Below are 24,426 nucleotides of genomic sequence, written 5' to 3' on the forward strand. Positions count from 1 at the left end.
GAGAGCATGCTGCGTGCACGAACGAGCGTGGTTGTGTGTTTCCGTACCATGAGACAAGTGTCTAGCACGTCCGGCCGCCTCCGCGGGGCCGCCTGACACGCTATCTTGCGCCATGAGCGGCGCTGCGCGATGCATCTCGCGATGCAATGCGTCGAGGTGCTCACCCGTGACGGCATGGCCGAGATCACGCCGAACCGACCCAAGGTCAACGCCATGAACCAGGCGTTGCTCCGTGAGATGACCGACGTCTTCGGGCGGCTCGCGCAGGACGACGCCGTGAGCGGCGTTCTCGTCCGCGGCACCGGACAGCGCCTGTCCGCGGGGCTCGATTTGCACGAGCTCGCATCGCTCGATCGGGAGAGGCTCTCAAGCTTCCTCGACGATTTCGACGCCGCCTTCGGCGCGGCGTTCCGCCTCCCGAAGCCGCGCCGCCCAGGGTGCTGGCGAGTGAGGCGACCACGGCCGTCCGAGGCGACGGATCGATCACGGCGAGCTCCCCAGGCCCGGGGCTTGACCCTTGGGCCCGGGTTGGGCCAATGCCTCCGGAGGGGGTGCGATCCGTCGTCTCGCTCCCCCCAGATCCCCGGGGAAGCGACGGTTCACGACGGTTCGCCCCCTCGGAATCGTCCCGCCAGCGAAACCGGTCGATGACGAGCGGTCGCCGGAAACGGGAGCGGCTTTCCTAGTTTCTGGCTGCTTCGCCGCCGAGGGCGGCTCCGGTGTGGCCCAACGTGGCGCCCTCTTCCGCCGCGTCGCCCTCGCAGTCCCGAACGGCAGCACCCGCGCGCGATCCAACGTGGGAACCGATGGCGTTCGGGTTCGACGCGGCGTAGGTGGGCACCCGGCCCGAGCCTGTCATGGCGAACGCACGTCGCGGTCGTCGAGCCAGAGCTGCACCCAATGCACGGCGCGCGGGCCCTGCGACGGGGCGAGCGGGTGTCTGATCGGCCAAAACAATAACAGCTCGCCAGGCGCCGTCCCCGCGGAGGGCTTGATACGGACGAAAGTTCTACGGTTTCCTGTCCGCCCGTAGCGTGCTTCTGGGGATTTCGCTGTGCCCGAAGCGCCGGAACGCCGCGGCATCGGACGCGGATTTCGCCGGCGAGCTTCACCCAATTACCGCGGCTTGCGGAGATCATCTACACCGTGTCACCAACGCGGCGATGAAGTGCGCGCTCGCATTCGTGCCGACGATGACGATGGCGAGCACCGCCAGGGCTGAACCAGGCGTACGGGTCCACGCGGAAGCTGAACCAGGCGTACGGCTCCACGCGGAAGCTGAACCAGGCGTACGGCTCCATGCGGAAGTCGATCCGTTGCCATTCGTGCGCGGCGGCTACGGTGGCCAGGTCGGCGTGCGCGACGATCGGATCGCGCGTGTGCGTGTCTCACTCGCCAGCTTCTCCCGCGACGTTCCCGACTTCGTGGCGCAGCTCGGTGGGAACGATGACTTCCACGTGTGCGTGCGGCCGAGCGCCGCCGTGTACGTCCTTTATTACCCGTCAGCGGAGCGCAACGGCCTCGCGGTCGGTGGCGCGGTGCGATACCTGCGCCTGCGCTACACGAACGACGCCTTCCCCGGGATGCGGGACGAGACTTCCGAGGTGTCACCCGAGGCGATCGCCGGCTACAAGTGGCACCCGTCGAAGTACGGCTTCTACCTCCTGCCGTGGCTCGGAGCGTCGATGACCGCGTGGAGATCGAGCGACGCGGTCGTCGGCGAGCGCACGTACGATCCGTTGCCGGTGCAGCTGTTCCTTACAGTGAACCTGGGCTGGGAGCTGGCGCTGTGAACACCAGCAGGCGGCTCGGAGACGTCAAGCCCCAGCTGCGGGGCGCGACGGGTGCGCGAGCGTGCGCTCCTTTGGCTACGGTTCCGCGGTTACCTCGACGAGCGCGCGGCCGAGGAGCGCAGCAACGAGACCATCGAGCCCTCCGCGCTCGATGCGTGTACCCAGCTCGCACTCGCAGGTGGAGCGTATCTTGCGCGGCCTTTCGAGCACAAGGACAGTCCCGACGCGGCATTCGAGCGCCGAGAGCGACGCTTCTCCGCGGCGTGCGACGGGTTCGACGTGCATTGCGCGGTGCGCATCGCGGCGGATGACGGCGGTCGACGACCCGCGCGCGAGAGGCTCGTTCGGTACTGCTCCCGCCCGGCCTTCGCACTCGATCGAATCGAGCTCCTGCCCGATGGGCGTATAGCGTACTTGCTGAAGACACCTCAGCGGGGACGCACTCACCGCGTCATGAGTCCAATGGAGTTCATGGCCCGGCTCGCGGCTTTGATTCCTGCTCCATCCTCGGCACATCCTAGCCTCCCGGCCGAGGGCGCGCCCAGGCGTGTTCGGCCGCGACCGGCGGCGCCAGCCGACCCCGCCTGAGCAGTTCGCCGCCCCGCCGGTGGCGGCTGGCCGCGGCCTGCTCCTCGCCGTGGCCTACTTGTCGCCGTGGATCGAGAGATGATAGCTGTTGCCGGGATCCACCTGCGCGACGGCGACCCTGTAGGTGTCGTTGTTCTCGGTCTCGTACGAGATCACGCCCCCGGTCTCCGTGACGGTCTGGGCGAAGGTCAGGACCCAGTCGCCCGAGAAGTTCTTGTAGTGCACCCGCAGCTCCACCGTGCCCGACGTGGAGTCCACGTGGGCGTGGAACCACTTGACGCCCTTGAGCTCCTCCCAGTGGTAGTCGGTTCTGCTGGTCCAGCAAAAGTTGATATCGAGGCCGCTGACGTCGCACCAATCGTCCACGAACTCGCTCGCCGTCAGGGCCTGCGCGGCGGTCCCGAGCGGCTCTCCGGCGCCCGCCTGAGGCGGCGCCGCCTCCTCGATCACGTCGGGCTCCGTCGCGGCGCGGCGCTCGCCGCGGGCGAGCCGTCCCTCGCCCATGCGCTGCTGCGCCGCGATCAGCGCTGGCGGCGCGGCTTCTCGCGAGAGCGCCTCGTAGAGCCCGACGGGGGGCAGCCGCTCCAGGGACTCGGGGATCCTGCCCGTGGTGAAGGCCAGCACGCGCCCCTCCTCCGGTTCGTAGAAGTGGACCTCGGCGCCGTTCTCGCTGTGCAGGATCGCTATTGGGGCGAGCCCCTCCTCCACGGCCTCGGCCCCCGATTCCTGCTCCACGGCGCAGCCGCCAACGAAGCAGAGCCCCAGGGCGAGGGCCGCGGCGCGGTGGGCGGCGCGAGCCATCGAGAGGTCACGAAGCATCGAATCGATGATCATTGTAATTCTCCTATGTCGTTCATGGGTCATGTGCGGACGTCTGCCCGCGTGTCCGGCCAGCGCGCGGCGCGACCCCGCTGTGCGACGCTCGCGGCACGTCCGCGGGCCTATCGGCGAGACCGTGGGCTCGACAGCGCGTCGTGCGAGGCGTTCGCCTTCGCCTTGAGCGGATGAGCAAGGTTGGGGCCAGAGGCGATGTCGGCCTGCGAGCGGTCGCGGGTTCCACCCGGGATTCACGAAGGGCGCTCTTTCTCCCGGCCCGCGCTCCGCATGGTGCTTCCCCCGGAACGCGCGTGCCTGTCACGCGACGCCCGGATCCCTGCCACACCGACCGGGTGTGGCAGGTGTCAGGTGTGGCAGGGGTGACACCTCGCATCCGTGACCGCAGCGGGCGCGCGATCTAGGGAGCGCCTGCCCGCGAAGGCGCCGGTGACGGGGGTGAGGCCGGCGCGCCCACTGGAGAGCGGCAAGGCTCCGGCAGCGAGTCGACGCGAGCGGCGGGCTCGACGTTCGGCCCAAGTTTGCTCACCCCTCCGGTGCCACCGGCAGCCTGAGCAGCCGGCCGATCGCCTCGTGAACGACCCGGGCCCCCACCTCGTCCCCGAGGGCGACGGCGCGGCTCAGGGTGCTGGCGAGCGAGGCGACCACCGCAGCCCGACGCGACGGATCGGTCACGGCGAGCTCCCCAAGCCCGGGGCTTGGGCGCTGGGCCCGGCTTGGGTCCATGCCTTCCACGATGAGGCAGCCCTGAGGTCAAGGGCTTGAGCGCTCTCTTTGCGCGGCTGGTCGGCTTCGGCTCGGCAGCGACGGCGCTCGGCGTCGTCAGTGCAGGTCGTTTCGGCATGGACATCTCCCTTCGCCCTGGTCGGGCGTCGTTCCGCTTGTGCTTGAGCACCTCGTCGCGTCCGCAGGAGCGAGCTGTGGCTCGATCGACGATCCGCATTCACAGGCCGGCGGTCGCCCTGGTGGCCTGGATGCATGCTGGGGTCCGAAACGGGACCGTGGAGGCGCATTCTAGGGGACGGCATGTTCGACCCACAGGCCGATCACCCGGAAGGCTTCCGCGCTCATCCACGTGGCCCTCTTTCACGCTCCCAGCGTGACGCGCTCGTGGCGCACGTTCCCGTAGGGGGAAAGTCAGTGCATCGAGGCCCTCCTTGAGGTCGAGACCGGCCTCGAGCGAGCCGTTGCCCGAGCGGCGCCGAGTCCCTTGTCGATCGAGCGCTGCCGGCGGCGCGCCTTGACCGCGGCCTCCTTCATGCTTTGCGCCTGCTGCTCGATCGACTGGGCTTGCAGCCGTAGGCCCTTGGCCGAAGCGACCGCTGCGCTCTGCGCATCGTAGACCGTGCCGTCGCGCCACATGGCCCACAGCACACCCGACAGCCGCCGCGCCAGCGCCACGACCGCAATGTGGCGACCCCGGCGCTCGTCGATGGCCTTTGCCCATCGACCTAGTGGGTCGTCGCCGCTCTTGTGCCGCAGGATCGCGTGCGCCGCCTGCGTCAGCAGCGCGCGCAGATAGGCATTGCCTTGCTTGGTGATCGCGCCCAGCCGCTGCTTGTTGCGTCCCCCGGAGGTGTCCTCCGAGGGGACCAAGCCCAGGTAGGAGGCGAGCTGGTGGGCGTGGTGAAAGCGCTTCGCTTTGTCCACCACCGAGACGAATGCGGCGGCGATGACCAGCCCCACGCCGGGTGCCGTGGTCAGCCGCACGATCACCGGCTCGTGGGTGCACAGCTGCTCGAGCGCGGCATCGGCCAGCGCGATCTGAGGGGTGAGCATCTCCAGCGCTGTCACCAGGGGTCCAACGAGCAGGCGAGTCTCGGCCGGCAAGGCAGCCGCGCTCAGCACCGTGAGGAAGCCCTCGGTGGTGCACCTCGCGAGCTTGTGTCCGCAAGCGCGCAGGATGCCGCGCACGGTGGTGACGTACTGGGCCCGCGTCTCAACCAACGCGCGCCGGACAGCCAGCTGGTGGCGAATGGCCCGCCGGTGAGGCGACAGCACGTGAGCGAGTGGAATGCCCCCGCGCTCGACGGCGCGCGCTAACGCCTCGGCATCAAGGCGGTCATTCTTGCGGCCGTGCTGGCCGATGCCGAGCTGACGAGCTCGCGTGGTGTCGACGACCAGCACGTCGTGACCCCAGTCGCGCAGCGTGTCGTGCACCGCCCAGGCCTCGCGGCACGCCTCGATCGCCACCCGGGCCGGCGAGGACGACGGGCCGAGGAGATCCTCGAGCGAATCGAGCGAGCGAACCGTGCGTCGTAGCACCACGCTCCCGCACGCCACCTCGCAGAATGAGATCTCATGGACCCCCAGATCCAGCGCTACACTTCGCATGGCTGACCTCTCCTGGGCCCCCGTCTTCTGCGTCGTCGAACGCGTGGGGGTGCCCGCAGGCAACCCTGCAGGCGAGAGGTCAGCCACATTGCTCGCTGCTGCGAGCGGCTCTTTCTTGCTCGCTCCTCTCCAGAGCCTGGAGCCCCCGCCGGAGGCCTCCGTCCGCCCATCGCCCGCTGCTTTGTCCGGCTGGAGCGCGCAGGGGGAGTCAAGGGCGGCGGAGCCGGCGAGCTCCGCTCGCGAACCCTTGACGCCTCCGAGCACTCCAGCACCCTCGGCTGCCGATGGGCCGACCTCCACGGTGCTGCGGGCTGTCTTCGCAGGCCCCGCCGCGCGAATGCGTCGAGCAGAGGCTCGGGTCGGTGCGGTCGGCATCATGGGTCCAGGCGCCCCGTGGGCTGCCTCATCCCATCTGGGGATGCGATCCGTCGCCACGCTCTCCCGAAATCCCCGTGGAAGCGACGGATCGCGACGGTTCGCCCCCGCGGAATCGTCCCGCCAGAAAAACCGGTCGATGACGAGCGGTCGCTGGAAACAGTAGCGATTCTCATGGCTTCCGCCTGTTTCGCCGCCGAGGGCGGCTCTGGTGTGGCCCAACGGGGCGCCCTCCGCCGTCGCGTCGCCCGCGGTGAAGGGCCCGCGGCATCACCGATCGGGGTCGGCGCCTGGCCTGGCGGCGCAGCGCCGCGGGATTCTCCTTCGCTCGCCGCCCTGTTGTCGGGCCCCTTGATGCGCTGCCGCCTGTTTCGGGATCGTGCCTGCGTGCCCGCACTCTGCCAGCCCAACGCCGCGTTCAGCGGCGAGGGCGGCGCGCAGCGACCCCATCGTCCGCGGCAACGGGTTGTTAGCCACGTCGCGCTCCATTTTCGAGGCCTTTGAGCCAAAAACGCACCGCAGCAGTTTGCGCGCGATCGATCGTGCAGCAACGATCGATTTCGTCGAGGCTCTCGACGATCGCCTTCGACCTGAAGACATCGGCAAGGTACCAGTCGCCTTTTGTGACCTCCCCGATGGAAAATCTTACGGATCGGCTCTGCGCCGCAAGGCCCAAATGCTGTCCAGCGCCATAGCGTAGATCCATCTAACACCGGCGGCAGTCGACGCCTCCGTCTTCGGCATATGTCGACCTCCGCACGGGCAAAGCAGCCGCCCAGGCGCGGAGGCGACGCGTGTTGCTCTCGTGACCGCCCGGGAAAACGCCTCAGCGCTCGTTGCGCTTTCGCCCGGCGGCCCTGGGGGAGCGCGCGCGGTCTGCGGCGTGCTGCAGGAGCGGGCTCACCTCTCGCGCGGCCTCGATCAGCGCTCGCACCATGGGCGCGCCGTCGTCCTCCGCGCGCCACGTGACGACTTCGCTCAGATCGATGTGGAGATCTTCGACGGGCCGCCACAGCAACGAGGTCTGCGAAGCCAGCTCCCAGAACTTCTCTGAGAGGAAGGTGACCGCGTCGCCGATCACGACCAGGGCCATGAGCGCCTCCAGGTCGAGCACCTCCGCCGTCACGTGCAGCGTCACGCCCTGTGCGCGCGCCGTCGTGATGATGTCCGCGTGGAGCCTCGGATAGAGGTGACGTGGCTGGAGCAGCACGCGCTCGCTCTCGAGGTCTCGAAGCCGGATCTTCTTGAGCCGTGCGAGCCGATGCTCAGGGGAGAGCAGCAGCCCCAGTCGATCGCGGGTCATCTCGAGGTGGCCGAGGGCGTCGTCTTCGGGCGCGTAGGCCCCATAGCCGAAGGCGATCGTCCCCTGCCGCAGCGCCGTCCACTGCTCCAGGCTGCTCATGGGGACGAGCTGGAGGCCGACGCGGGGCGTTCGCCGACGAAACGCCGCGACGAGGGACAAGAACAAGCCCATGAAGGTCGTGCCCGTCTCGAAGCCGATGACCACGGTTCCGAGCCTGCCTTCTGCGATTCCCTTGGCCTCGTCGACGGCCGCGTCAACGCTCGCGAGGATGCTCCTGGCTCTCTCCGCGAAGGACTTCCCGGCGGCCGTGAGCTTGATCCCGCGTCCCTCGGGCGCGAAGAGCTCAACGCCCATCTCCTCCTCGAGGTCCTTCATCTGCCGACTCAATGGAGACTGCGAGACGTGGAGCCTGGTGGCGGCTCGGCGGAAGCTCTGCTCCTCGGCGATCGTGACGAAGTAGCGCAGGTGTCGGAGCTCCATGGTCTCGACCGTTACCCTACAGGCATCATAGCCGTGCGATCAATGTCTTGGACGGCTCGGTTCGAGAAACATACCGTGCTCGCCATGAACTCGACGATCCCGACGCGTCCCGCCTCCCGGGTGCTGGTCTCCGGCGCCAGCGTCTCCGGTCTCACCGTCGCCTATTGGCTCGCCCGCCACGGCTTCGCGGTCACGGTGGTCGAGCGTGCGCCGCATCTACGCCCGGGCGGGCACGCGCTCGACGTTCGGGGGCCGGCCCTGGAGGTCGCGGAGCGGATGGGCATCCTCGCCACGCTTCGCGATCGAAGCACGAGGCTGACGGGCATCTCTGTGGTCGACTCGGCCGGTCAGGAGATCTTTCGGAGCACGGAGAGCACCTTGACAGGCGGCCGGCTCGACAGCCCCGACGTCGAGATCTTGCGCGACGACCTGTGTCACGTGCTTCACGAAGCCGTGGGCTCCCGGGTCGAGTACCTCTTCGCCGATTCCATCACGTCGCTGACCCAGGATGGGCCTGCGGAGGGATGTCCACGCGAGGACGTATCTCGGCTTCAACGCGCCGAAGGGGATCGACCACGACTTCCGCGACATCGACGCGCAGAAGCGATTGCTCGCCGACCGCGTCGCAGGCGCAGGCTGGGTCATTCCGCAGATCGTGGAGCATATGCTGCGCGCGACCGACTTCCATTTCTACTCGCTGAGCCAGGTCCGCATGAGCAGCTGGTCACGCGGGCGGATCGTGCTGGTCGGCGATGCTGGCTACGCCGTCTCTCTGGGTACGGGGCAGGCCACCTCGGTCGCGATGGTCGGCGCTTACGTTCTGGCCAGTGAGCTCGCCATGCACGAGGATGATCTGGTGGGTGGCATCGCCGCGTACGAGGACGCCCTGCGCGCCTACGTGATCCGCAATCAGGACATCGCTTTGGACCAGAACGCAAAGCCTGACGAACCGACCGACGAGGGGCAGACCGCCCCCGTCGGCAGCATCCCGGACTTCGGAGCGCTGACGCTGCCGTTCGATTTCAAGAGCTACGATGGCGGCGCCGGCGATGCCCTTCCGAAGCGGCGGTAGTCAGGGGCTTGCGATCTTTCTGGACGTCCACCAGGATTCCAGTACGGCGGCCCTCGGTTGGGAGAGCGTGCTGGAACATCGGTCGGCTCGCCGAGCGCGGAGAGGAAGCGGACGATGTTCCGGGGCTCAGTGACCATGGCGACGAGCTTCATCCGTCGCGGCGAGCCGCTTCCAGTCAGATGCCGACCCCGCGCACCAGAAGGACCATCCCCGTCCCCATCACGGCGGCGCCGGCATAGCGCAGCCCCCGCGACAGGGACTCTCGACCGGCGGCGAGCTCGCCGAGGACGAGACCGCAGAGATGAAGCACGGTCGTGCTCAGCAGAAAGCCCATGGCATACAGCGCCGGGCTGACCGCATGAGGCATCTCCAGGCCGTGGGCATGTCCGTGAAAGACACCGAACATCGCCACGCATCCGGAGAGCAGGAACGGTGAGGAGCCACGGGTCGTGGTGACGATGCCGAGACCGAGCGCCGCGACCGACGCCGCGATGCAAAGCTCACCCAGGGGCATGGGCCATCGCGCCATCCCCAGGAGGCCGCCGACCAGCATCGCGGCGACGAACGTGGCGGGGATCCGGAGGAGGTGCTTTCCGCCGAGCTGCGAGCTGACGACACCGACGCTCACCATCGCGAGCAGGTGGTCCGCGCCGAACACCGGATGGAAGAGGCCCTTCAGAAATCCCGCATCGGCGCCGCCCGGGTGCGCCCAGCTCACGGAGGGCCACGAGACGAGCGTGGCGACGAGCAGGGCGCGCGCGCCGGGACATGAAGCCCATCCCATCGTCTTTTGGATCGTGGATTTCATGAAGCGCCTCTCCTCGTCAGGCGTTCGCCACGCGCGCTGCCGTCGATGCAGGATCGCTGTGGAAGAGCTTGTAGGCGAGCGCCGCGAGCAAGAGCTCGGTACCTGCGATGAGCACGTTCGGGTAGAGCGGGATGCCCGCGACGACCGGGAGCGGCACCTCGGGTCCCGCGAGCAGGCTGGTCCCCGGGATGAGCCACGTAATGTAGAAGAAGGGCGTCCAGATGATGACGACGATCCAGGCCGCCACGTTGAACCCGACCTGCGGCTCCATGGACCGCCGCCACACCATCCACAATCCGACGATCGTCACGCCACACAGGATGAGCAGCATGAGGGCGTCATGAAAGCGCGCATGCTCATGCCATGCAGGGTTGAACAGGTGGGTTTTATTCCAGTCCACGCCGACAGCGACGATGGCGCCGCTCGCCAGAACGAACGTGAGAACGACTCTTCCCAGGGTACTTCGGTTCATGGTGATAGGCTCCTGACCGGCGGGCACGATCGATTTGCTGTGACGAGCCACCCATTTCCGCACACCGGTGACTCCGTTGGCTATCAGCATTGGCCAGTAGGTGGCGGGCGCGTCGGCCAGGAAGACCATAGCCGCCCATTCACCCAAATAACAATATATTGATCCAATCGATCGATTTGATCTGCTGATTGATCCATGGTACGGTCGAATGTCGTGGACCTACGACACCTTCGCTATTTCCTGGCCGTCGCCGAAGAACGCCATTTTGGCCGCGCCGCGCAGCGACTGCACATCGTTCAGCCGGCGCTGAGCATGCAGATTCGGGCGCTCGAAAGCGAGATCGGCGGCGCGCTGTTCGTGCGGACGAGTCGGCGCGTGGAGCTGACCGAAGCCGGCGCATTGCTGGTCGTCGAGGCGGAGCGGGCGGTCGCGCAGGCGGAGCGGGCCAAGGCGATCGTCCAGCAATCGCTGCGCGGCGACATCGGCAAAGTTCGCATCGGTTACGCGGGCAACGCGATCCTCACTGGCAAGATGACGGACCACCTGCGAGCGTTCCGCAAAGCCCATCCTGCCGCGGAGATCGAGCTGCGCGAGATGCCACCTTCGAGGCAGGCGGAGGCCGTGTTGACCGGCGAGGTTGACGTCGGCTACTGCTCGGCGTTCGCTCTCAAGGTAGATCCGCGGTTGAGCGTCCAGCCGATCGGCGCCTGGCCGCTGGTGGTCGCGATGGCAGAGGAGCACACGCTCGCGGCGCACAGGCGCGTGACGCCGAAGATGCTCGCCGGAGAGCCGCTCATCATGTTCCCATCGGAAGAGGCCGGTGGCGACGTGCTGAAGAGATTGATTCTCTTGATAGGACGCGAGCCACGCCGGGTCCACCGCGCCGACACCACCTTGAGCATGCTGTCGTTGGCCGGCGCAGGCCTGGGCGTGGCGCTGGCTCCAAAACCGCTGATTCAGGTGAAGGTTCCCCGCATCGTCTATCGTCCGTTCGTCGCGCCGAAGAACGTCTTCGCCGAGCTGCACCTGATCGGCCGCGCTGACGAGACCGCTGGCGCTGTACGCGCCTTCGTGAAGCTAGCATCCGGCTCCTCGGATCGGGCCACCTCACGGTTGTAAGCTTCCTTTCGTCGATGTCGTCATGCACGCACAGAATGGTTTCGATAACGACGGATCGCGACGGTTCAGCGCCGCGGAACAGTCCCGCCAGAAATGCCGGGGCGCTGTCCGTGCGGGCCAGCCTCATGGCGTTCCACCTGAAGGCAGACTGGGCTAAGCTCGACCCCTCGTGACCAAGCCGTCAGACCTCGACTGGAACGACCTTCGCTACGCCCTCGCCGCGGTGAGGGCCAAAACGTTGGCTGGCGCGGCGCGCTCGCTGGGCGTCGAGCACTCGACGGTAGGCCGCAGGCTCGTGGCGCTCGAAACGGCGCTGGGCGCCCCGTTGCTCACGCGCGGCCCCGAGGGGCTTTCGCTCACGGCGATAGGCCAGACGGTCGCGCCGCTGCTCGAGCAAATGGAGCAGGCGGCGCTCGCGGTGCAAGCGGCCGTGCGGTCGCAAGCGGTCCGGGTCAAGCTGGCCACCCCCTCGGCCTTCGGCCGCTTGCTCGCCCCGCACATCGGCGCCTTCCAGGCCGCCCGCCCCGAAATCGTCCTGGAGATACTCAGCGGTAGCCGCCCGGCCGACCTCAGAAAGGGAGAGGCCGACGTCGCGCTGCGCTCGGGCACGGTCGATGGCGATGATCTCATCGCCAGGAAGATCGGCGAGCTCGATTGGTCGCTGTATGCCTCGGAAGCCTACCTGGCGCGGCACCCGGCTTCGGCCGGCTCGAGCGACCTCCGGGGGCACGACCTGCTGGGTTTCGAGGCGGGCGTCAGCAACGCCCCTCTGGCCCGGTGGCTCGAAGAGCGCAGCGAGGGCGCCCGCGTGCTCATGCGGTACCGCGAGGTGAGCGACCTTCTGGCCGCCTGCGTCGCGGGAATGGGCCTCGCCATCTTGCCTTGCCTCCTCGCCTCGCTCGAGCCGTCGCTCCGGCGGCTCACGGGCGAGAGCCTCGGCAAGAGCCGGCTCTCGATCGTGTACCGCAAAGAGGCGCCCCTCGCCGAGCCGGTGAGGGCGGTCATCGATCTCGTCACCGAGGCGTTGCGCGGGCACCTCGGGACCCCAGGGCGCCGCTGACGAGCGGCGCCCTGCCCGGGGCCATTCGGGGTTAAAGGTCCCGCGAACGGTGCCAGAGGGTGCCGTCGGAGCTCACGACGAAGATGTCGAGCCTGCCCGGGGCCGAGCTCACGATGATGGGGTCGCCGCCGACGTCGACGGCGAGCGTCGCCCACTCGGTCTGCCCGGGCCACCAGCTGCCCGCGCTCCACTCTTTGTAAAGCAATCGACCATCCGTGCTCCGGGCGACGACCTCGAGGTGGCCGACGTCCGACGAGACCAGCGACGGGGGCCCCGCGAGGTTGCCGCCCATGTCATACCACTCGGTCTGGCTGGGCGACCAACCGGACGCGTCCCAGGCCTTGTTGTACGCGCGGCCGTCGGCGCCGCGGCCGACGATGTCGAGGTGGCCGGGGCCCCACGAATCGACGACCGGGGTTTCGGCGAACTGCTTGCCGCCGAGGCCCTGCCAGCCCGTCTGGGAGGGCCACCAGCCGGCCGACGCATTATAGACCTTGTTGTACGCCCGCTTGCTCGCGTCGAGCGCGATGACGTCGATATGGCCGGCGCCCCACGAGGCGGCCGTCGGCGCGGAGCCCATCGTGCCAAGGTCGTTCCAGCCAGATGGAGAGGGCGACCACTGGCCCGTCGAGGTCGACCACGACTTGTGCAAGACCTTGCCCGACGCGCCCAGCGTGAATACGTCGAGCGAGTCGGGGTCGGGCGAGACGGCGACCGGCGGTGCCGCAGCGGGGCCCCCGAGAGAGTCCCACGTGGTTTGCGAGGGCCACCAGCCGGCGAGGAGAGGATCCCACACTTTGTGGTAAATCGAGTTGTCGTTGCCGAGCATGAAGGCGCTCAGGTGGTCGCCCCGCCGGACGAGCGCCGGCGCCTTGCTCGACGAGCCGCCGAGGCCCGCCAGGCCGAGCTGCGAAGGCCACCACGAGGGGGGCGAGCCGGGGATTTGCACCTTGTTGCCGAAGGTAGCGTCGGCGTTCCTGACGACGAGATCGAGCTGGCCCGACGGCTTGGTCGCGGCGGCCGGAAGCCCCCGTGCCCCGCCGCCGACGGACTCCCAGGCGCCCCAGCCTCTGCCGATGCCGAGCGCGGGCCTTTTGCCCTGGGCGCCGGCGAACCACGACGAGTCGACGTCGTAGCTCAGAACGCGCTTCACCTGCTCGACCTGCGAGTCGCTGAGCGACCAGCGGTCGCCGGTGTAGCCCGGATCGTAGTTATAGCTCATGAGGTTGGCGCCCAGGTTCGGCGCCGACGGCGTGTGGCCGGGCAGCGTGAGGCCGAGGCCCTTCAATCCGTCGTCGCCCGTATAAAGAATGTCGCAGGCCGAAGGGAAGCTGACGCAAAGGCACGTCTGGCTGTAACCGGGCTCGGCCTGGTTGCAGTCGGCGTACTCGAAGCCCGTGCGCGGCACGGCCAAGCGCAACGCGCGGTCGGGCTCGGCCGGGGGGCAGTTGTTGAGCGAGCCGTAGCAGGCGAAGCCGAGCGGGTTCTGCGCCCAGCCGCTGTTGCCTTGAATGGGCCGTAGCGACGATTCGGGGTAGCTCGCGGCCTGCGCTCGGCTCGAGAAGTAGACGTTGGTCGTGGTCGCCGGGGGCAGGTCGGCGGGTTTGTAGACGAGGTCCCAGAAGTCGGCGAGCTTGGCCGGGGCGCCGGTCGCGGGGTTCTTCAGGTTGGGGCTCGACAGATCGTAGCCGAGGCCCGCGCCGCGGAACGAGTGCGAGAGGCCCAAGTAGTGCCCCAGCTCGTGGGCGAAGGTGCGGTTGCCCGCGCCCATGTTGTAGCGTTGTATGATGATGCCGTTGCCCTCCCAGGGGTAGGCGCCCCAGGCCTGGCTGCTCGAGCGCACGGTGAAGACGACGATCTCGTTCTCGTTGCCGCAGAGCGAGGCGGCGCGAAAGAGGGCCATCTCCTCCGACTCGGTGCCGCTCAGCCCCGGGGCCGCGCAGCCGGGGTTGAAGGCGACGGGGGGCGCCGACGAGGGGGGCGAGGGCCAGGCGTAGCTGCCGCCGATGGTGGTGAAGGTCGGGCTCGTGACGACGACCGATGCGGCCAGCGAGAAGCGAATGCCCGCCTTGACGAAGGCGGCGTTCGCGCCGGTGATCTGCTCGTTCAGGGCGGTCCGGCCGAGCGAGTCGTCGGTGCCGTCGACGAACTGAACGAACCGGATTGGGATCTCTCGGTGGATGACGGCCGTCGAGGACGATAGCCCGGCCGACACCTCGGCCACGGGGGCGTCGTCGGGCGCGGGCTCGAGATCGACGGCGGGGGTGCCGCAAGCTGTGTGCAATAGAATGGACGCCGGAAGGGAGCGTGCCAGGAGAGACAGGTGAGTCGATCGAAATGTCATTGGGGTTCCTTGGTGCGTGAAATGACGGCGCCCTGAACGGGTCGGGGCGGCGCGCGCCCCCGCGATGGGGCGGGCGGCGCGGGGCCTGCCCTGCCGTCGTTGCAATGCTTTGGTACCCGCTGGCGGACGAACCGTCGATTCGCAATGTGCGCCCAGGCCCGTGCAAAAATGCACACACCGACACGGGGGTAGTGATCTGCCCTCCTCGCCCTGGTGAACGCCTCGGCTGCCGGGTCGAGGCCTCGGCGCTACGCCTTCACGGCGGGGGCCCGCTCGCTCATCGCGCGCTTTGCGCTGCGGGCTCGTTCATTCGCGCGGCCGCAACGTCTTCATGAGGCCGTCGATCATCGGCTGGAGGCCGAACTCGAACACGCGATCGAGGTTGAAATCGTATCCGCCCGAGAGCTCGTTCAGCAGCCTGGCGAAGCTCGGATACGGTCCCGACGTCGCGATCGCCAGGAACGCGGCCCCCTGCGATTCGTTCCACTGCGCTTCGGTCATCCCCGTGGTGGCCTCGGCCTCGCGCTCCGACTCGAGGTTCACGGCGACGCCGCGAACGTAGCTGTAGAGCGTCATGTGCGCCTCGAGCCGGGTCGCCGCGTCGATCCCGGGGGCTTCCATGGCACGCAGGATCCACTCGGCGTGCGCGATCACGTTGCGCAGCGCGACCGGCCGCGCGAGCGGCAGCACGTGCGCGAGCCATCCGTGCCGCCGGTACAGCGCCCATTGCGCGCGGGCCGCGCGGATCAGGGCCTCGCGCAGATCGCGAGGAGGCGACCCCGGCAGCGGGTGCTCGCCGAACACCGCGTCGATCATGAGGAGCACGAGCGCGTCTTTCCCCTCCACGTAACGGTAGAGCGACATCGTCGGCACGCCGAGCTTCGCGGCGACACCGCGCATGGAGAGGGCGTCGAGCCCCTCGTCGTCGGCGAGCCGGATGGCGGCCTGCACGATCCGCTCGCGCGTCAAGGCGCCGCCTCGCTCGGACGGCTCACGTGCCGCGCGATCGCCCTCGGCCACCACATGGCCCGAGCGCGGGACCGACCGGATGAGCCCCTCGTGGCGCAGGGTCGACAGCGCCTTGGTGGCGGTGGCGAGCGCGACGCCGAAGGAGCGAACGATCTGGCGCGTCGAAGGGACGCGATCGCCCGCACGGAGGCGCCCGGACGCGATGCGCGCGCGCAAGTCGCTCGCGATCTGCAGGTAGGGCGGTCCGTCGGCCGACTTGCGGCGGTTCGTCGACGCGCCGCGCTTCACCGGGGGCATGGTGACTGTACTAGCACAGATGGTCGGTTGAAAGCGCGCGGGATGGCTGCCGGGACGCAGTCCGCGACCGCAGCTGTTCTAGCCTAGAATCTTCGGCCAAGGCGCCGTTCGCGGGGTGCCGAGCGCCGCCGTCGTCGCCATGCTCGTGCGTACGTCGTACGCGGTCGGTTGCGTACGTCGTACGCAACCATCCCCTCCGAGGTCCCCATGTCGAATGGCACCGTTCTCGTCTCCGGCGCAGGCATCGCAGGCCCCGCGCTCGCCTACTGGCTCTCGCGTCGCGGGTTCACCCCCACCGTGGTCGAGCGCGCCCCCGCCCTGCGGGCAGGAGGCAACGCCGTGGACTTCCGCGGGCCGACGCACCTGCGCGTCCTCGGCGAGATGGGGGTGCTCGACGCGATTCGACAGCATCAGACCCACATGCGGGATCTCGCGATGGTGGACGAGACCGGCCGGCGCCTCGTCACGCTCCCCGCGGCGTTCGCGAGCGGCGACGTGGAGATCGAGCGCGGCGACCTCAGCCGCATCCTCCACGAGGCCGCGAAGGACGCGGCCGAGTTCGTGTTCGGCGACAGCATCGCCTCGCTCACCGACACGCCCGACGGCGTCGACGTCACGTTTGAACGCGGCCGGCCGAGACGCTTCGACCTTGTCGTGGGCGCCGACGGGCTGCACTCCCGCGTGCGCGCGCTCGCGTTCGGCGACGAGTCGAGGTTCCTGCGCTTCCACGGCCATTACGTGGCGACGTTCGCCGCGCCGAACCACCTCGGCCTCGATCACCAGGGCCTCATCTTCAGCGAGCCGGGGAGGGCCGCCAGCATCGCGAGCGCCCGCCGCCCCGAGGAGGCAACGGCGCTACTGATGTTCGCCTCCAGGCCGCTCGACCACGATCCGCGCGACGTGGCGCGGCACAAGGCGATCCTCGCCGAGCGGTTTGCGGGGATGGGGTGGGAGGTGCCGCGTCTGCTCGAGGCGATGAGGCAGAGTCCGAGTCTGTATTTCGACGCCGTGGGGCGGATCGACATGGATCGCACTTCGCGCGGTCGCGTCGTGCTCCTGGGCGACGCCGGCTACGGCGGCACCATCGGCGGACAGGGGACCGGCCTCGCCGTGGTCTGCGCGTACGTGCTCGCGGGTGAGCTGGCCGTCGCGAAGGGAGACCACCGCGCCGCGTTCCAGCGCTACGAAGCGCGGATCCGTCGATATGCCCGGCGCTGCCAGCAGGGGGCGAAGCACGTCGGCTCGTTCTACGCACCGCCGACCCGCGTGCAGCTCGCGCTGCGCAACGCGATGTACCGGGCGCTCACCTCGCGTCCGCTCTCCCGCTGGTTCGAGAAGATGGTCACGAGCGCGGCCAGCGACCTCGTGCTCCCCGCGTACCCGGCGTGACCTCCTCGCAGTGTCTCGATCGCGTGGGCTCGTTTCCGCGGCGCAATCCAGCGGTGTTTGCGAGCAGCAAGTCGAGCACCTGCTGCGCGCGCTCACGCGCGACCGGCACGTGGACACCGCGACCGTGCGCGGCGAGGCCGTCGCCCACCCAGACGCGGGTCTCGCCCTCCCGCGTGAGCTCCTTGACGTGCGCCACGTTGATCAGCCAGTTGCGATGAACTCGCGCGAAGGACCGCCCGAAGGACGACTCGATCGCCGCGAGCGAGAGGTCGATGTCGAAGGCGCCGTGGGAGGTGTGCACCTGCGTCAAGCGCTCCGCCGCCTCGAACGCCCAGACCTCGTCTCGGTCGAACAGCACGAGGCCCTTGTTCCGCCGCGCGGCGATCCGCAGCGGACTCGCGCGCTCCGGCCGCGGGGCGCGCGCCCGCAGCCTCTTCATACACTGCTCGACACGCTGCTCGGTGAACGGCTTCAGGAGGTAGTCGGAGACACCGAGATCGTAGGCCTCGAGCGCATGCGTGTGGAACGCGGTCGCGAGCACGAGCAACGGAGCGCCTGGCAGCGCCGCGAGCTCGCGCGCGACGTCGAGACCCTCGTTGCGACCGCCGGAGAGGCGGACGTCGAGGAACACCACATCGAAGGCGCGGCGCCCTTCTCCGAGGAGGAGCTCCCGTGCTTCATTCGCGGACGACACGGCGCCCGCGACCTGCGCGAGGTTCGAGCCATCGAGGAGCTCGACGAGGTAGTCGCGCGCCGCCCACTCATCCTCGACGACGAGCGCACGTAGCTTCGCGTCGCTCTCCGTGCTCATGCCGTCGCTCCTCGAGTCATCAGCACCTCGACGACCGCAGCGGTTCCTTCGCTCGATGACGAGAGGCGCAGCTCTGATCCAGGGCACCTCAGCTGGAGTCGTCGGCGCACGGTGTGGAGGCCGAGCGCGCCCGAGCGCGGCTCGGTCGCCGAGAGACCGGGCCCGTTGTCCGTCACGGTACATACGAGCTTCGATGACGTGCCGGCCTCATGGAGCGCCGCCCGCACGGTCACCCGTCCGCCGCCCGCGCGACACAGCGCGCCGTGCTGGACCGCGTTCTCCACCAGGGGTTGCAGCAAGAGCCGCGGCAGCAGCACGCCGCCGACGTCGGCCGGAATGTCCCAGTCGAAGCGCAGGGCGTCACGGTGGCGTGACTCGAGGATCTCCGCATAGCGCCTGAGCCACGTGATCTCCTGGTCGAGCGGCTGCATCTCGTCTTCCCCTTGCAGCGAGCCCCGGAGCAGGTCTCCGAGTGACCCGATCAAGCGCCGCGCCTCGCGCGGATCCTGCACGACGAGCCCCGCGATCGTGTTGAGCGTGTTGAGGAGGAAGTGCGGCTCGAGCTGTGAGCGCAAGCGCGCGAGCTCCGCCGAGACCCGGAGTTGCTCCGCCTCGAGGCGGAGCTTCTCCGTCTCGAGCGCGCGGCGCTGGGCCTGTTCGGTCACGTGCGGGGACACGAAGACGAGCCCCCAGATGCCGGCGAGCACGAGGCCCATCATGGCGCCGAATCCCGCGACGAGCGGTGGGGAGAGCGGCCCCTTCTCGTCGAGCTCGAAGCCGAGGAGCCCCTCGAAGACGAGCACGAACGCGAGCGCGAACAGGGCCCCGATGACGACTGCCACGACGAGGCTCACGACCAGCAATCTGGTCGGGCTGAAACGGCGCTCGACGCAGCGCTCGAAGGCGGCGGCGAGGGCGAGCAGCACCACCGGCGCCGCGACCAGCCAGAGCGAGAAGCTGATGACGATGCTCGCGATATGCTCCCCGCCGCCGAGATCAGGGGCGGTCTGGAGCACCCCGACGCCGATGGCCGAGGCCATGCCGAGGAGCCAGCGTCGCCGGGTATGGAGGGTCAGCGGCGCGCGCGAAGCAGAGCCTTCCATGAAGGAAAGCTATCATTCAGGGAGACGGTCCACAACATTCGCCGCTCGCGAGACGACGGGGAGAAGGGCCGAGACCGAGCGCTCACCGGCTCGTGCGCGCGGAGCGACGGCTCGTCGGAACCAGCACCCGGCTCGTCGGAAGTGCGCGGCAGAGCCGCGCGCCAGATGGGAGAGCTGAGAAACCCAGCCAGCTCATCAATCTCACTCGCTCAGACGGACGAACCATGACCCAACACACATTCCGCAGAGAGCGCGAGCCGTCCGGCGGCTCGCGTCCAGGCCGGCTCGCGACCCGCCCTTGGCATTGGGCCGCAGTCGTGCTGATGGCGACGAGCGCCTGTGGCACGAGCAGCACGAGCAGCACGAGCAGAGAGGACCTCACGGGAGAGCAGCTCTTCAGCACGCCCTTCCCGCGCTCCAACGGCCGCTCGTGCGCCACCTGCCACGTACCGGAGGACAACTTCACGCTCACACCCGCCCACGTGGCGCGGCTGCTGGAGACGAACCCGGGCGACCCGCTGTTCAACGCGATCGACGCCGACGACCCCACGGCCGAAAAGCTCACCTTCGAACACCTGAAAAAGGGCCTCGTGCGCGTGTGGCTCACGTTGCCCGACAACGTGGACCTGATAGACGATGAGGGCAACGTGATCACCCCCGGCGATCGCAAGCTCTTCGTGTGGCGCGGAGTGCCCTCCATCGCTGACTCGGCGTTGACCGCGCCTTTTCAACTGGATGGACGCGTGGAAACGCTCGAAGATCAAGCCCAGGGGGCCATCACCGGGCACAGCGAAGGCGGCGAGGCTCCCCGGAGCGAGCTCGAGCGCATCGCCGCGTTCGAGCGCGATGTCTTCTCCTCGGACCGGGCGCGAAGCGTCGCGGCGTATCTCGCCGGCGGCGGCGCCCCGGAGAGCGCGCCGAACGTGGACGACGAGCTCGATCTCACGCCGACGGAGGAGCGGGGACGAGAGGTTTACAAGGTCCTATGCGCGGCGTGCCATGGGGGCGGCAACCAGGCGACCATCGTGGATCGGGAGATTCACGATCTGGCCTTCCCGGTTATCAAACCCGACGGAACCGTGCTTTATGAAGTGCCAGCTACGGATCCTCCGACCCCGGTGCTCGTCGCTCAACCCGAGAACGAATTTCTTAATATCGGGTCGGCATACGAAACATTTATGGGTCAGCTGGACCCTGATTCGCATGTCTTCACGAGGGGTGTGAGCTTTCCGCGTTACCGGTACCGGTTCTACACGGACGATTCTCGAAGAGAGATAGCCGCGGACCTGCCTCCGGCTCCCCCGCCGGGCTTCGATGACGATCTGGACGGCGATGGCGGCCCCGCGGGCCTCAATGACGATCTGGACAGCGATGGCAACCCCGTCGCGGGGCCGAACTTCGGGCTACAACTTTTTTCTGCCGATCCGGGTCGCTCCATGATCACCGGGAGCCCCAACGACTTTGAGGCATTCGATGTGCCAACATTGCGTGGAATAGGGAAGACTGCCCCCTACTTCCACGACAATGCCGCGGACACCCTGGAGAGGGTTGTTGAGGTCTACAGCGACCACCTGCTCTCCAGGTTCCCATCCCTCACCCTGCCTGGGGAGAAGGAGCCGGACGATGATGGGGATATCGGCCCTCCCGAAGCGTTGACCGCCGATCAGAAGCGCGACCTGGTGGCCTTTCTGAAGCGGCTGTGAGAGCGAGCCGACGGCGAGCCTGGTCGCGGCGTTCGCGCTTATCGACGATCGATGTTCGCGCGCCTAGCGCGGGACCTCGGGGATGAATTCGGCGCCCAGGCGGAAGATCAAGAAGTCCTTGGTGACGTTGCCGCTGCTGCTGCCGGGCCACATGAAGGGGCTGCCGCCGCTGCGCTCCGGATCCCACTCGTACCACATCCACCGAGCCTCCTCGTCGATGTCGCAGACGATGGAGAACTCATTGCCGGGCTCCGGGACCTCGCGCTCCGTGTCGTTCGTCTCTCCGAATGCCACATGGCCGTGCGCAGACGCCTCGGTGGTCACCCAGCCGGCGCTTGTCGTCTGCGGGTCGAGATCACCGCTGTTGCAGCGCGCGATATACTGGTTGATGGTCTCCAGCGTCGGCCCGTTCGAGCCGAGGTCGTAGTCCTCGCCCGTCGCGCAGACCTCCCACGCGCCGTTGCCGGTGAAGACGGGAGCGGCCCCCTCGCGGAAGAACTGGCCGATCACGCCCTGTGTCGTGGACTTGTCGGCGTATGTGATGATGTAGAGATAATGCCCGGCGTTCGCGGACGCCGCTGGCACGGTGTACGACTCTGGCCCGTTGCCGATGGGACAGGAGAAGATCTTGCCGGCGAGGGTGTTCTCGATGCCCCCGAAATAGTTCAGGAGCCCGTCGCCGGTTCCATAGCCGAAGCCGTACGCATTGTCGGCCGTGATGATCACGCTCACCGCGGTCGAGAGCCCGGTCCCTCCGCCGCCGCCGGCGATCTCACCGAGACCGTTCTCGTCCTCCCCGCCCGAGCCCCCGTTACCGCCGCCGCCGCCGGCGCCGGAATCGCCAGGATCGGTGCCGGCGTCCGAACACCCGGATGCATGAAGCGCGACAGCAAAAGCCAAAGCTGAAACAAGACGTAAATTCATTCCACCAGGATCGGCGAAGTCGCGCCCTGCGTAAAGGCCTCTCGGAGAGGACGAGCGCGGCGTCCGGGCGTCGCGGGCCATCTGGCACGATTCCGACGCTTCCCTCGCCGGGGTGCGGCCCGTCTCCTGGAAGGAAAAGGAGAAGGTCGAGAAGGCGGCTTGGTCCGCCTCAGCGCTTGTTTCCTGCTTCCGCTCGCCGCTCGAACCGCAGCCTGAGCACCTCGTCCTCGAGCTCGTTCGCGATCGCCATCGCCCGCCGCCTCGCCTCCGCGCCCTCGTCGCCGCCCACGATCCGCGCCAGCATGTTCAGCGCCATCGCGCGCATGCGCATGTGTCCGCCGTCCCCCGCGTGCCGGCACGCCTCGCGCGCGAGCGCCGCGCCTTCCTCGGGGAAACCCTGCTTCCACCGCGCATACGCCAGCCCGTTCGCCCGCCGCGACCGCGCGAAGGCCGGACCGTCCTCCGGGATGCGCCGGTACAGCGCCTCCGCGGCCGCCGGATCCGGCTGCTTGCCGCCCCAGGAGCGGTTCCGCTCGAAGGCGCGTTGATCGATCCACCGGGCGAACAGGCAGGCTCGGTCGCAGGCGGGCATCGGCAGCTCGAAGAGCGGCTCGATCTCGTCGAGCAGGCCAGGCACGCGCGCGACGTCATCGCGGCTCGCCACGAAGGCCTCTGTGAGCAGGGCCTCCACCCGCGCCTCGGGCGGGGCCTTTCCGAGCAGCGGCCGGATGCGGGCGAGGTGCGTCTTTCCGGCCTCGCGGTCGTCGCCGCGCAGCACGCAGGTGGCGTGGGCGAGGGCGAGGAAGACGTGGGAGGTCGGATCCTCGCTCACCGGCGGTCGATCCCAGAGGCGCAAGAGGTCCTGGGCGAGGGGCAGGGGCAGATCGGTGAACCGCGAGTGATAGGCGCCCATCCAGCGGGCGCGCTCGGTGAGCGCGTCCGGCAAGCCGAAGGCCGCGAGCGCGCGCGCCCCCCACGTCCCGCCGTCCCGCTGGCCGCGCGTCCGCAGCCGGCGCAGGGCGCGCTCGATCGAGGTCACGTCGTCCTCGTAGCCACGCAGCGAGGAGAGCCGCTCGGCGACCGCCGTCAAGGAGCCGTGCTGCGCGACGAGCCAGGCGACGTAATCCTCCCAGGAAAAGCCCGCGGGAGCGGCCTGTCCGGTTTCGTGTCCGGGCATTTTCTTCGCGTCGATCCTATCAAGGTCCAGCAGAGAGGAGGACGGACATGGGAAAGGATCCTGCGTTTTTCCTGGTGATCGATCTGGAGGCGACGTGCGACGAGGGGGGCCGCATCCCCGAGCGCATCATGGAGATCATCGAGATCGGCGCGGTCCTCGTGGACGGCGCGACGCTCGAGCCCGTGGGCGAGCTCGCCACCTTCGTGCGCCCGGTCATCCGGCCGAAGCTCACGGAGTTCTGCACGAAGCTCACCACGATCACGCAAGCAGAGGTCGACGCCGCGCCCACGTTCCCTGAAGCCATCGCGGCGCTCGGGCGCTTCGTCGGCCAGCGGGAGGCGCTCTTCTGCTCGTGGGGCGATTACGACCGCAAGCAGTTCGAGATCGACGCGGCCCGCTGGGGCGTGCCCCTGCCGCTGCAGGGGCACATGAACATCAAGAAGCGCTTCTCCGCGGCGCTCGGGGTGACCCAGCGCTACGGCATGGCGAGCGCGCTCGATCGGCTCGGACTCCCGCTCCACGGGACACACCACCGCGGGATCGACGACGCGCGCAACATCGCGCGTATCCTGCCTTACGCACTTGGCCGCGTGCCGATCCCGGAGGCCGGAGAACCGCCCGCGCGCGCGGGCTGGCTCACCCCGCGCGCGCCACGCGGATCGCCTCCGCGATGCCGGCGGAGGTGAGCTCGGGGTCCTTCAGGAGCGTCGCCGCCCAGGTCGCGAGCTCGCCGGTCGTCCGGAAGACGTTCGGCGCCCGCCCCGTGTGCAGCAGCATCATGATGGAGCGGACCGAGGCCGCGATGAACCCCTCCGACTCGACGAGCGTGGCGGTGCCCCTGAGGCTCCGGCCAGGGGAGCTCGCCGCCCGCCGCATCGCGGCCCGGCTCGCCTCGTCCGGCGGTAGGGTGCGCTCAAGGGGGAGGACGACGACGAAGACCGCGCCGCCCGGCTGGCTTGCCGACCAGCGAGCGAAGAGCTCTCGCGAGCGATCGATCCCGACCGCGGTGGCCTCGCCCCGCCAGATCAGCAGCATGAGCCGCCGCCACACCGCGACCACGTACCCGTCCGTGCGCTCGAGTAGCTCGGCCGTCATCGGAGGAGGACGGACCGTTATCATTGTGGCGTATTGTCGTTCCGCCGGGGGGATGGTCGTCAAGCCCATGCCTATTATTCGGCGCACGCCGGACCCGGCGGACGCGGTTACGCCGGGAGCCCGTCCCTGTCCAGCCGCTCCAGCCGCTCCAGCGGGCTCGATAGCCGCCCGGCGTCGCGCCAATCGGCCGCCAGCAGCGCCCGCTCGGCCGCGGTCCCGCTCAGCGTCTCGCCCCGCGGGAGGCGCGTGGCCGGGCCCACCATTCTGGGCCGGGCGCATCGGTGAGCCGGCTTTGGTGTGCAGCGTACCAGCGGCGGCGGACCTCCGGCGCCGCCCCGGGGGCGAGCAGCCGCCCACGTGGGAACCGCTTCCACGC

The 24,426-nt window shown here is 68.9% G+C and carries 23 protein-coding genes and 1 pseudogene; 10 read left to right on the top strand and 14 right to left on the bottom strand.

The genetic code is table 11. From position 1 onward, the window contains the following. Positions 1–174: 174 nt before the first annotated feature. The 3 genes from WMF46_RS05460 (at position 175) to WMF46_RS05470 (ending at position 2,381) form a co-directional block, all read left to right on the top strand. Positions 175–651: an enoyl-CoA hydratase/isomerase family protein gene (locus WMF46_RS05460; RefSeq protein WP_437987859.1), complete on the top strand. Its 477-nt coding sequence runs from the start codon at positions 175–177 to the stop codon at positions 649–651. A gap of 728 nt (positions 652–1,379) precedes the next feature. Continuing rightward, entirely contained in the window at positions 1,380–1,793 is a 414-nt protein-coding gene (locus WMF46_RS05465; RefSeq protein WP_437984620.1) for a hypothetical protein, read from the top strand. Between the two features lie 51 nt (positions 1,794–1,844). Then, positions 1,845–2,381 carry a transposase gene (locus tag WMF46_RS05470; protein ID WP_437984621.1) on the top strand — a complete coding sequence of 179 codons (537 nt, stop codon included), beginning with the start codon at positions 1,845–1,847 and terminating at the stop codon, positions 2,379–2,381. 54 nt (positions 2,382–2,435) lie between these two features. Here the strand turns inward: WMF46_RS05470 and WMF46_RS05475 are convergent, their stop codons facing one another. The 4 genes from WMF46_RS05475 to WMF46_RS05490 all read right to left on the bottom strand — a co-directional run bounded on the left by WMF46_RS05475 (position 2,436) and on the right by WMF46_RS05490 (position 7,707). After that, positions 2,436–3,215 (bottom strand): hypothetical protein, encoded by a 780-nt coding sequence (locus WMF46_RS05475; RefSeq protein ID WP_437984622.1) that lies wholly within the window; start codon positions 3,213–3,215, stop codon positions 2,436–2,438. 525 nt (positions 3,216–3,740) lie between these two features. Further along, positions 3,741–3,890, bottom strand: a complete 150-nt coding sequence (locus WMF46_RS05480) for a hypothetical protein (protein ID WP_437984623.1) — start codon at positions 3,888–3,890, stop codon at positions 3,741–3,743. Positions 3,891–4,352: 462 nt separating this feature from the next. Then, the gene (locus tag WMF46_RS05485) at positions 4,353–5,927 is read right to left on the bottom strand and encodes an IS110 family transposase (protein ID WP_437984624.1); all 1,575 of its coding nucleotides are present in this window, start codon (positions 5,925–5,927) and stop codon (positions 4,353–4,355) included. A gap of 823 nt (positions 5,928–6,750) precedes the next feature. Continuing rightward, positions 6,751–7,707: a LysR family transcriptional regulator gene (locus tag WMF46_RS05490; protein WP_437984625.1), complete on the bottom strand. Its 957-nt coding sequence runs from the start codon at positions 7,705–7,707 to the stop codon at positions 6,751–6,753. Positions 7,708–7,791: 84 nt separating this feature from the next. Between WMF46_RS05490 and WMF46_RS05495 the strand changes: the two are divergent. Both WMF46_RS05495 and WMF46_RS05500 read left to right on the top strand, forming a co-directional pair. After that, positions 7,792–7,905, top strand: a pseudogene (locus WMF46_RS05495) (hypothetical protein); the annotation flags it as partial. 310 nt (positions 7,906–8,215) lie between these two features. After that, positions 8,216–8,779 (top strand): hypothetical protein, encoded by a 564-nt coding sequence (locus tag WMF46_RS05500; protein ID WP_437988041.1) that lies wholly within the window; start codon positions 8,216–8,218, stop codon positions 8,777–8,779. Positions 8,780–8,954: 175 nt separating this feature from the next. Here WMF46_RS05500 and WMF46_RS05505 read toward each other — a convergent pair whose 3' ends face one another. Further along, positions 8,955–9,587: a HupE/UreJ family protein gene (locus tag WMF46_RS05505; protein ID WP_437984626.1), complete on the bottom strand. Its 633-nt coding sequence runs from the start codon at positions 9,585–9,587 to the stop codon at positions 8,955–8,957. Between the two features lie 16 nt (positions 9,588–9,603). Next, entirely contained in the window at positions 9,604–10,188 is a 585-nt protein-coding gene (locus WMF46_RS05510) for a DUF6640 family protein (RefSeq protein ID WP_437984627.1), read from the bottom strand. Between the two features lie 84 nt (positions 10,189–10,272). On the opposite strand from WMF46_RS05510, the gene WMF46_RS05515 reads away from it, so the two are divergent. Together WMF46_RS05515 and WMF46_RS05520 are read left to right on the top strand one after the other, a co-directional pair. Continuing rightward, complete coding sequence (locus WMF46_RS05515) at positions 10,273–11,178, top strand: LysR substrate-binding domain-containing protein (RefSeq protein WP_437984628.1); 906 nt, start codon at positions 10,273–10,275, stop codon at positions 11,176–11,178. A 169-nt stretch (positions 11,179–11,347) separates the two neighbouring features. Next, positions 11,348–12,238 (top strand): LysR family transcriptional regulator, encoded by an 891-nt coding sequence (locus WMF46_RS05520; RefSeq protein ID WP_437984629.1) that lies wholly within the window; start codon positions 11,348–11,350, stop codon positions 12,236–12,238. 31 nt (positions 12,239–12,269) lie between these two features. Here the strand turns inward: WMF46_RS05520 and WMF46_RS05525 are convergent, their stop codons facing one another. Next, positions 12,270–14,582: a hypothetical protein gene (locus WMF46_RS05525; protein ID WP_437984630.1), complete on the bottom strand. Its 2,313-nt coding sequence runs from the start codon at positions 14,580–14,582 to the stop codon at positions 12,270–12,272. Positions 14,583–14,888: 306 nt separating this feature from the next. After that, a complete protein-coding gene (locus tag WMF46_RS05530; protein WP_437984631.1) occupies positions 14,889–15,848 on the bottom strand; it encodes a TetR/AcrR family transcriptional regulator C-terminal domain-containing protein in 960 nt (319 codons plus the stop codon). Between the two features lie 207 nt (positions 15,849–16,055). On the opposite strand from WMF46_RS05530, the gene WMF46_RS05535 reads away from it, so the two are divergent. Next, complete coding sequence (locus tag WMF46_RS05535; RefSeq protein WP_437984632.1) at positions 16,056–17,237, top strand: FAD-dependent monooxygenase; 1,182 nt, start codon at positions 16,056–16,058, stop codon at positions 17,235–17,237. Here WMF46_RS05535 and WMF46_RS05540 read toward each other — a convergent pair. Further along, positions 17,191–18,048, bottom strand: a complete 858-nt coding sequence (locus tag WMF46_RS05540; protein WP_437984633.1) for a LytR/AlgR family response regulator transcription factor — start codon at positions 18,046–18,048, stop codon at positions 17,191–17,193. The genes WMF46_RS05535 and WMF46_RS05540 overlap by 47 nt on opposite strands. Further along, the gene (locus WMF46_RS05545) at positions 18,045–19,151 is read right to left on the bottom strand and encodes a sensor histidine kinase (RefSeq protein ID WP_437984634.1); all 1,107 of its coding nucleotides are present in this window, start codon (positions 19,149–19,151) and stop codon (positions 18,045–18,047) included. The genes WMF46_RS05540 and WMF46_RS05545 overlap by 4 nt, the downstream gene beginning before the upstream one ends. Positions 19,152–19,375: 224 nt before the next feature. On the opposite strand from WMF46_RS05545, the gene WMF46_RS05550 reads away from it, so the two are divergent. Next, positions 19,376–20,854 (top strand): cytochrome c peroxidase, encoded by a 1,479-nt coding sequence (locus tag WMF46_RS05550; protein WP_437984635.1) that lies wholly within the window; start codon positions 19,376–19,378, stop codon positions 20,852–20,854. A gap of 63 nt (positions 20,855–20,917) precedes the next feature. Here WMF46_RS05550 and WMF46_RS05555 read toward each other — a convergent pair whose 3' ends face one another. Together WMF46_RS05555 and WMF46_RS05560 are read right to left on the bottom strand one after the other, a co-directional pair. After that, positions 20,918–21,754 carry a hypothetical protein gene (locus WMF46_RS05555; protein ID WP_437984636.1) on the bottom strand — a complete coding sequence of 279 codons (837 nt, stop codon included), beginning with the start codon at positions 21,752–21,754 and terminating at the stop codon, positions 20,918–20,920. A gap of 193 nt (positions 21,755–21,947) precedes the next feature. Beyond that, positions 21,948–22,955: a hypothetical protein gene (locus tag WMF46_RS05560; RefSeq protein ID WP_437984637.1), complete on the bottom strand. Its 1,008-nt coding sequence runs from the start codon at positions 22,953–22,955 to the stop codon at positions 21,948–21,950. 47 nt (positions 22,956–23,002) lie between these two features. On the opposite strand from WMF46_RS05560, the gene WMF46_RS05565 reads away from it, so the two are divergent. Continuing rightward, positions 23,003–23,641 carry an exonuclease domain-containing protein gene (locus WMF46_RS05565; protein ID WP_437984638.1) on the top strand — a complete coding sequence of 213 codons (639 nt, stop codon included), beginning with the start codon at positions 23,003–23,005 and terminating at the stop codon, positions 23,639–23,641. Here the strand turns inward: WMF46_RS05565 and WMF46_RS05570 are convergent. Both WMF46_RS05570 and WMF46_RS05575 read right to left on the bottom strand, forming a co-directional pair. Next, positions 23,592–24,050: a hypothetical protein gene (locus WMF46_RS05570; RefSeq protein WP_437984639.1), complete on the bottom strand. Its 459-nt coding sequence runs from the start codon at positions 24,048–24,050 to the stop codon at positions 23,592–23,594. The genes WMF46_RS05565 and WMF46_RS05570 overlap by 50 nt on opposite strands. Positions 24,051–24,157: 107 nt before the next feature. Further along, positions 24,158–24,313, bottom strand: a complete 156-nt coding sequence (locus tag WMF46_RS05575; protein WP_437984640.1) for a hypothetical protein — start codon at positions 24,311–24,313, stop codon at positions 24,158–24,160. Between the last annotated feature and the right edge of the window lie 113 nt (positions 24,314–24,426).

It is taken from the genome of Sorangium sp. So ce117 (genome assembly GCF_051524395.1).
GTDB classification, from domain to species: domain Bacteria; phylum Myxococcota_A; class Polyangia; order Polyangiales; family Polyangiaceae; genus Sorangium; species Sorangium cellulosum_B.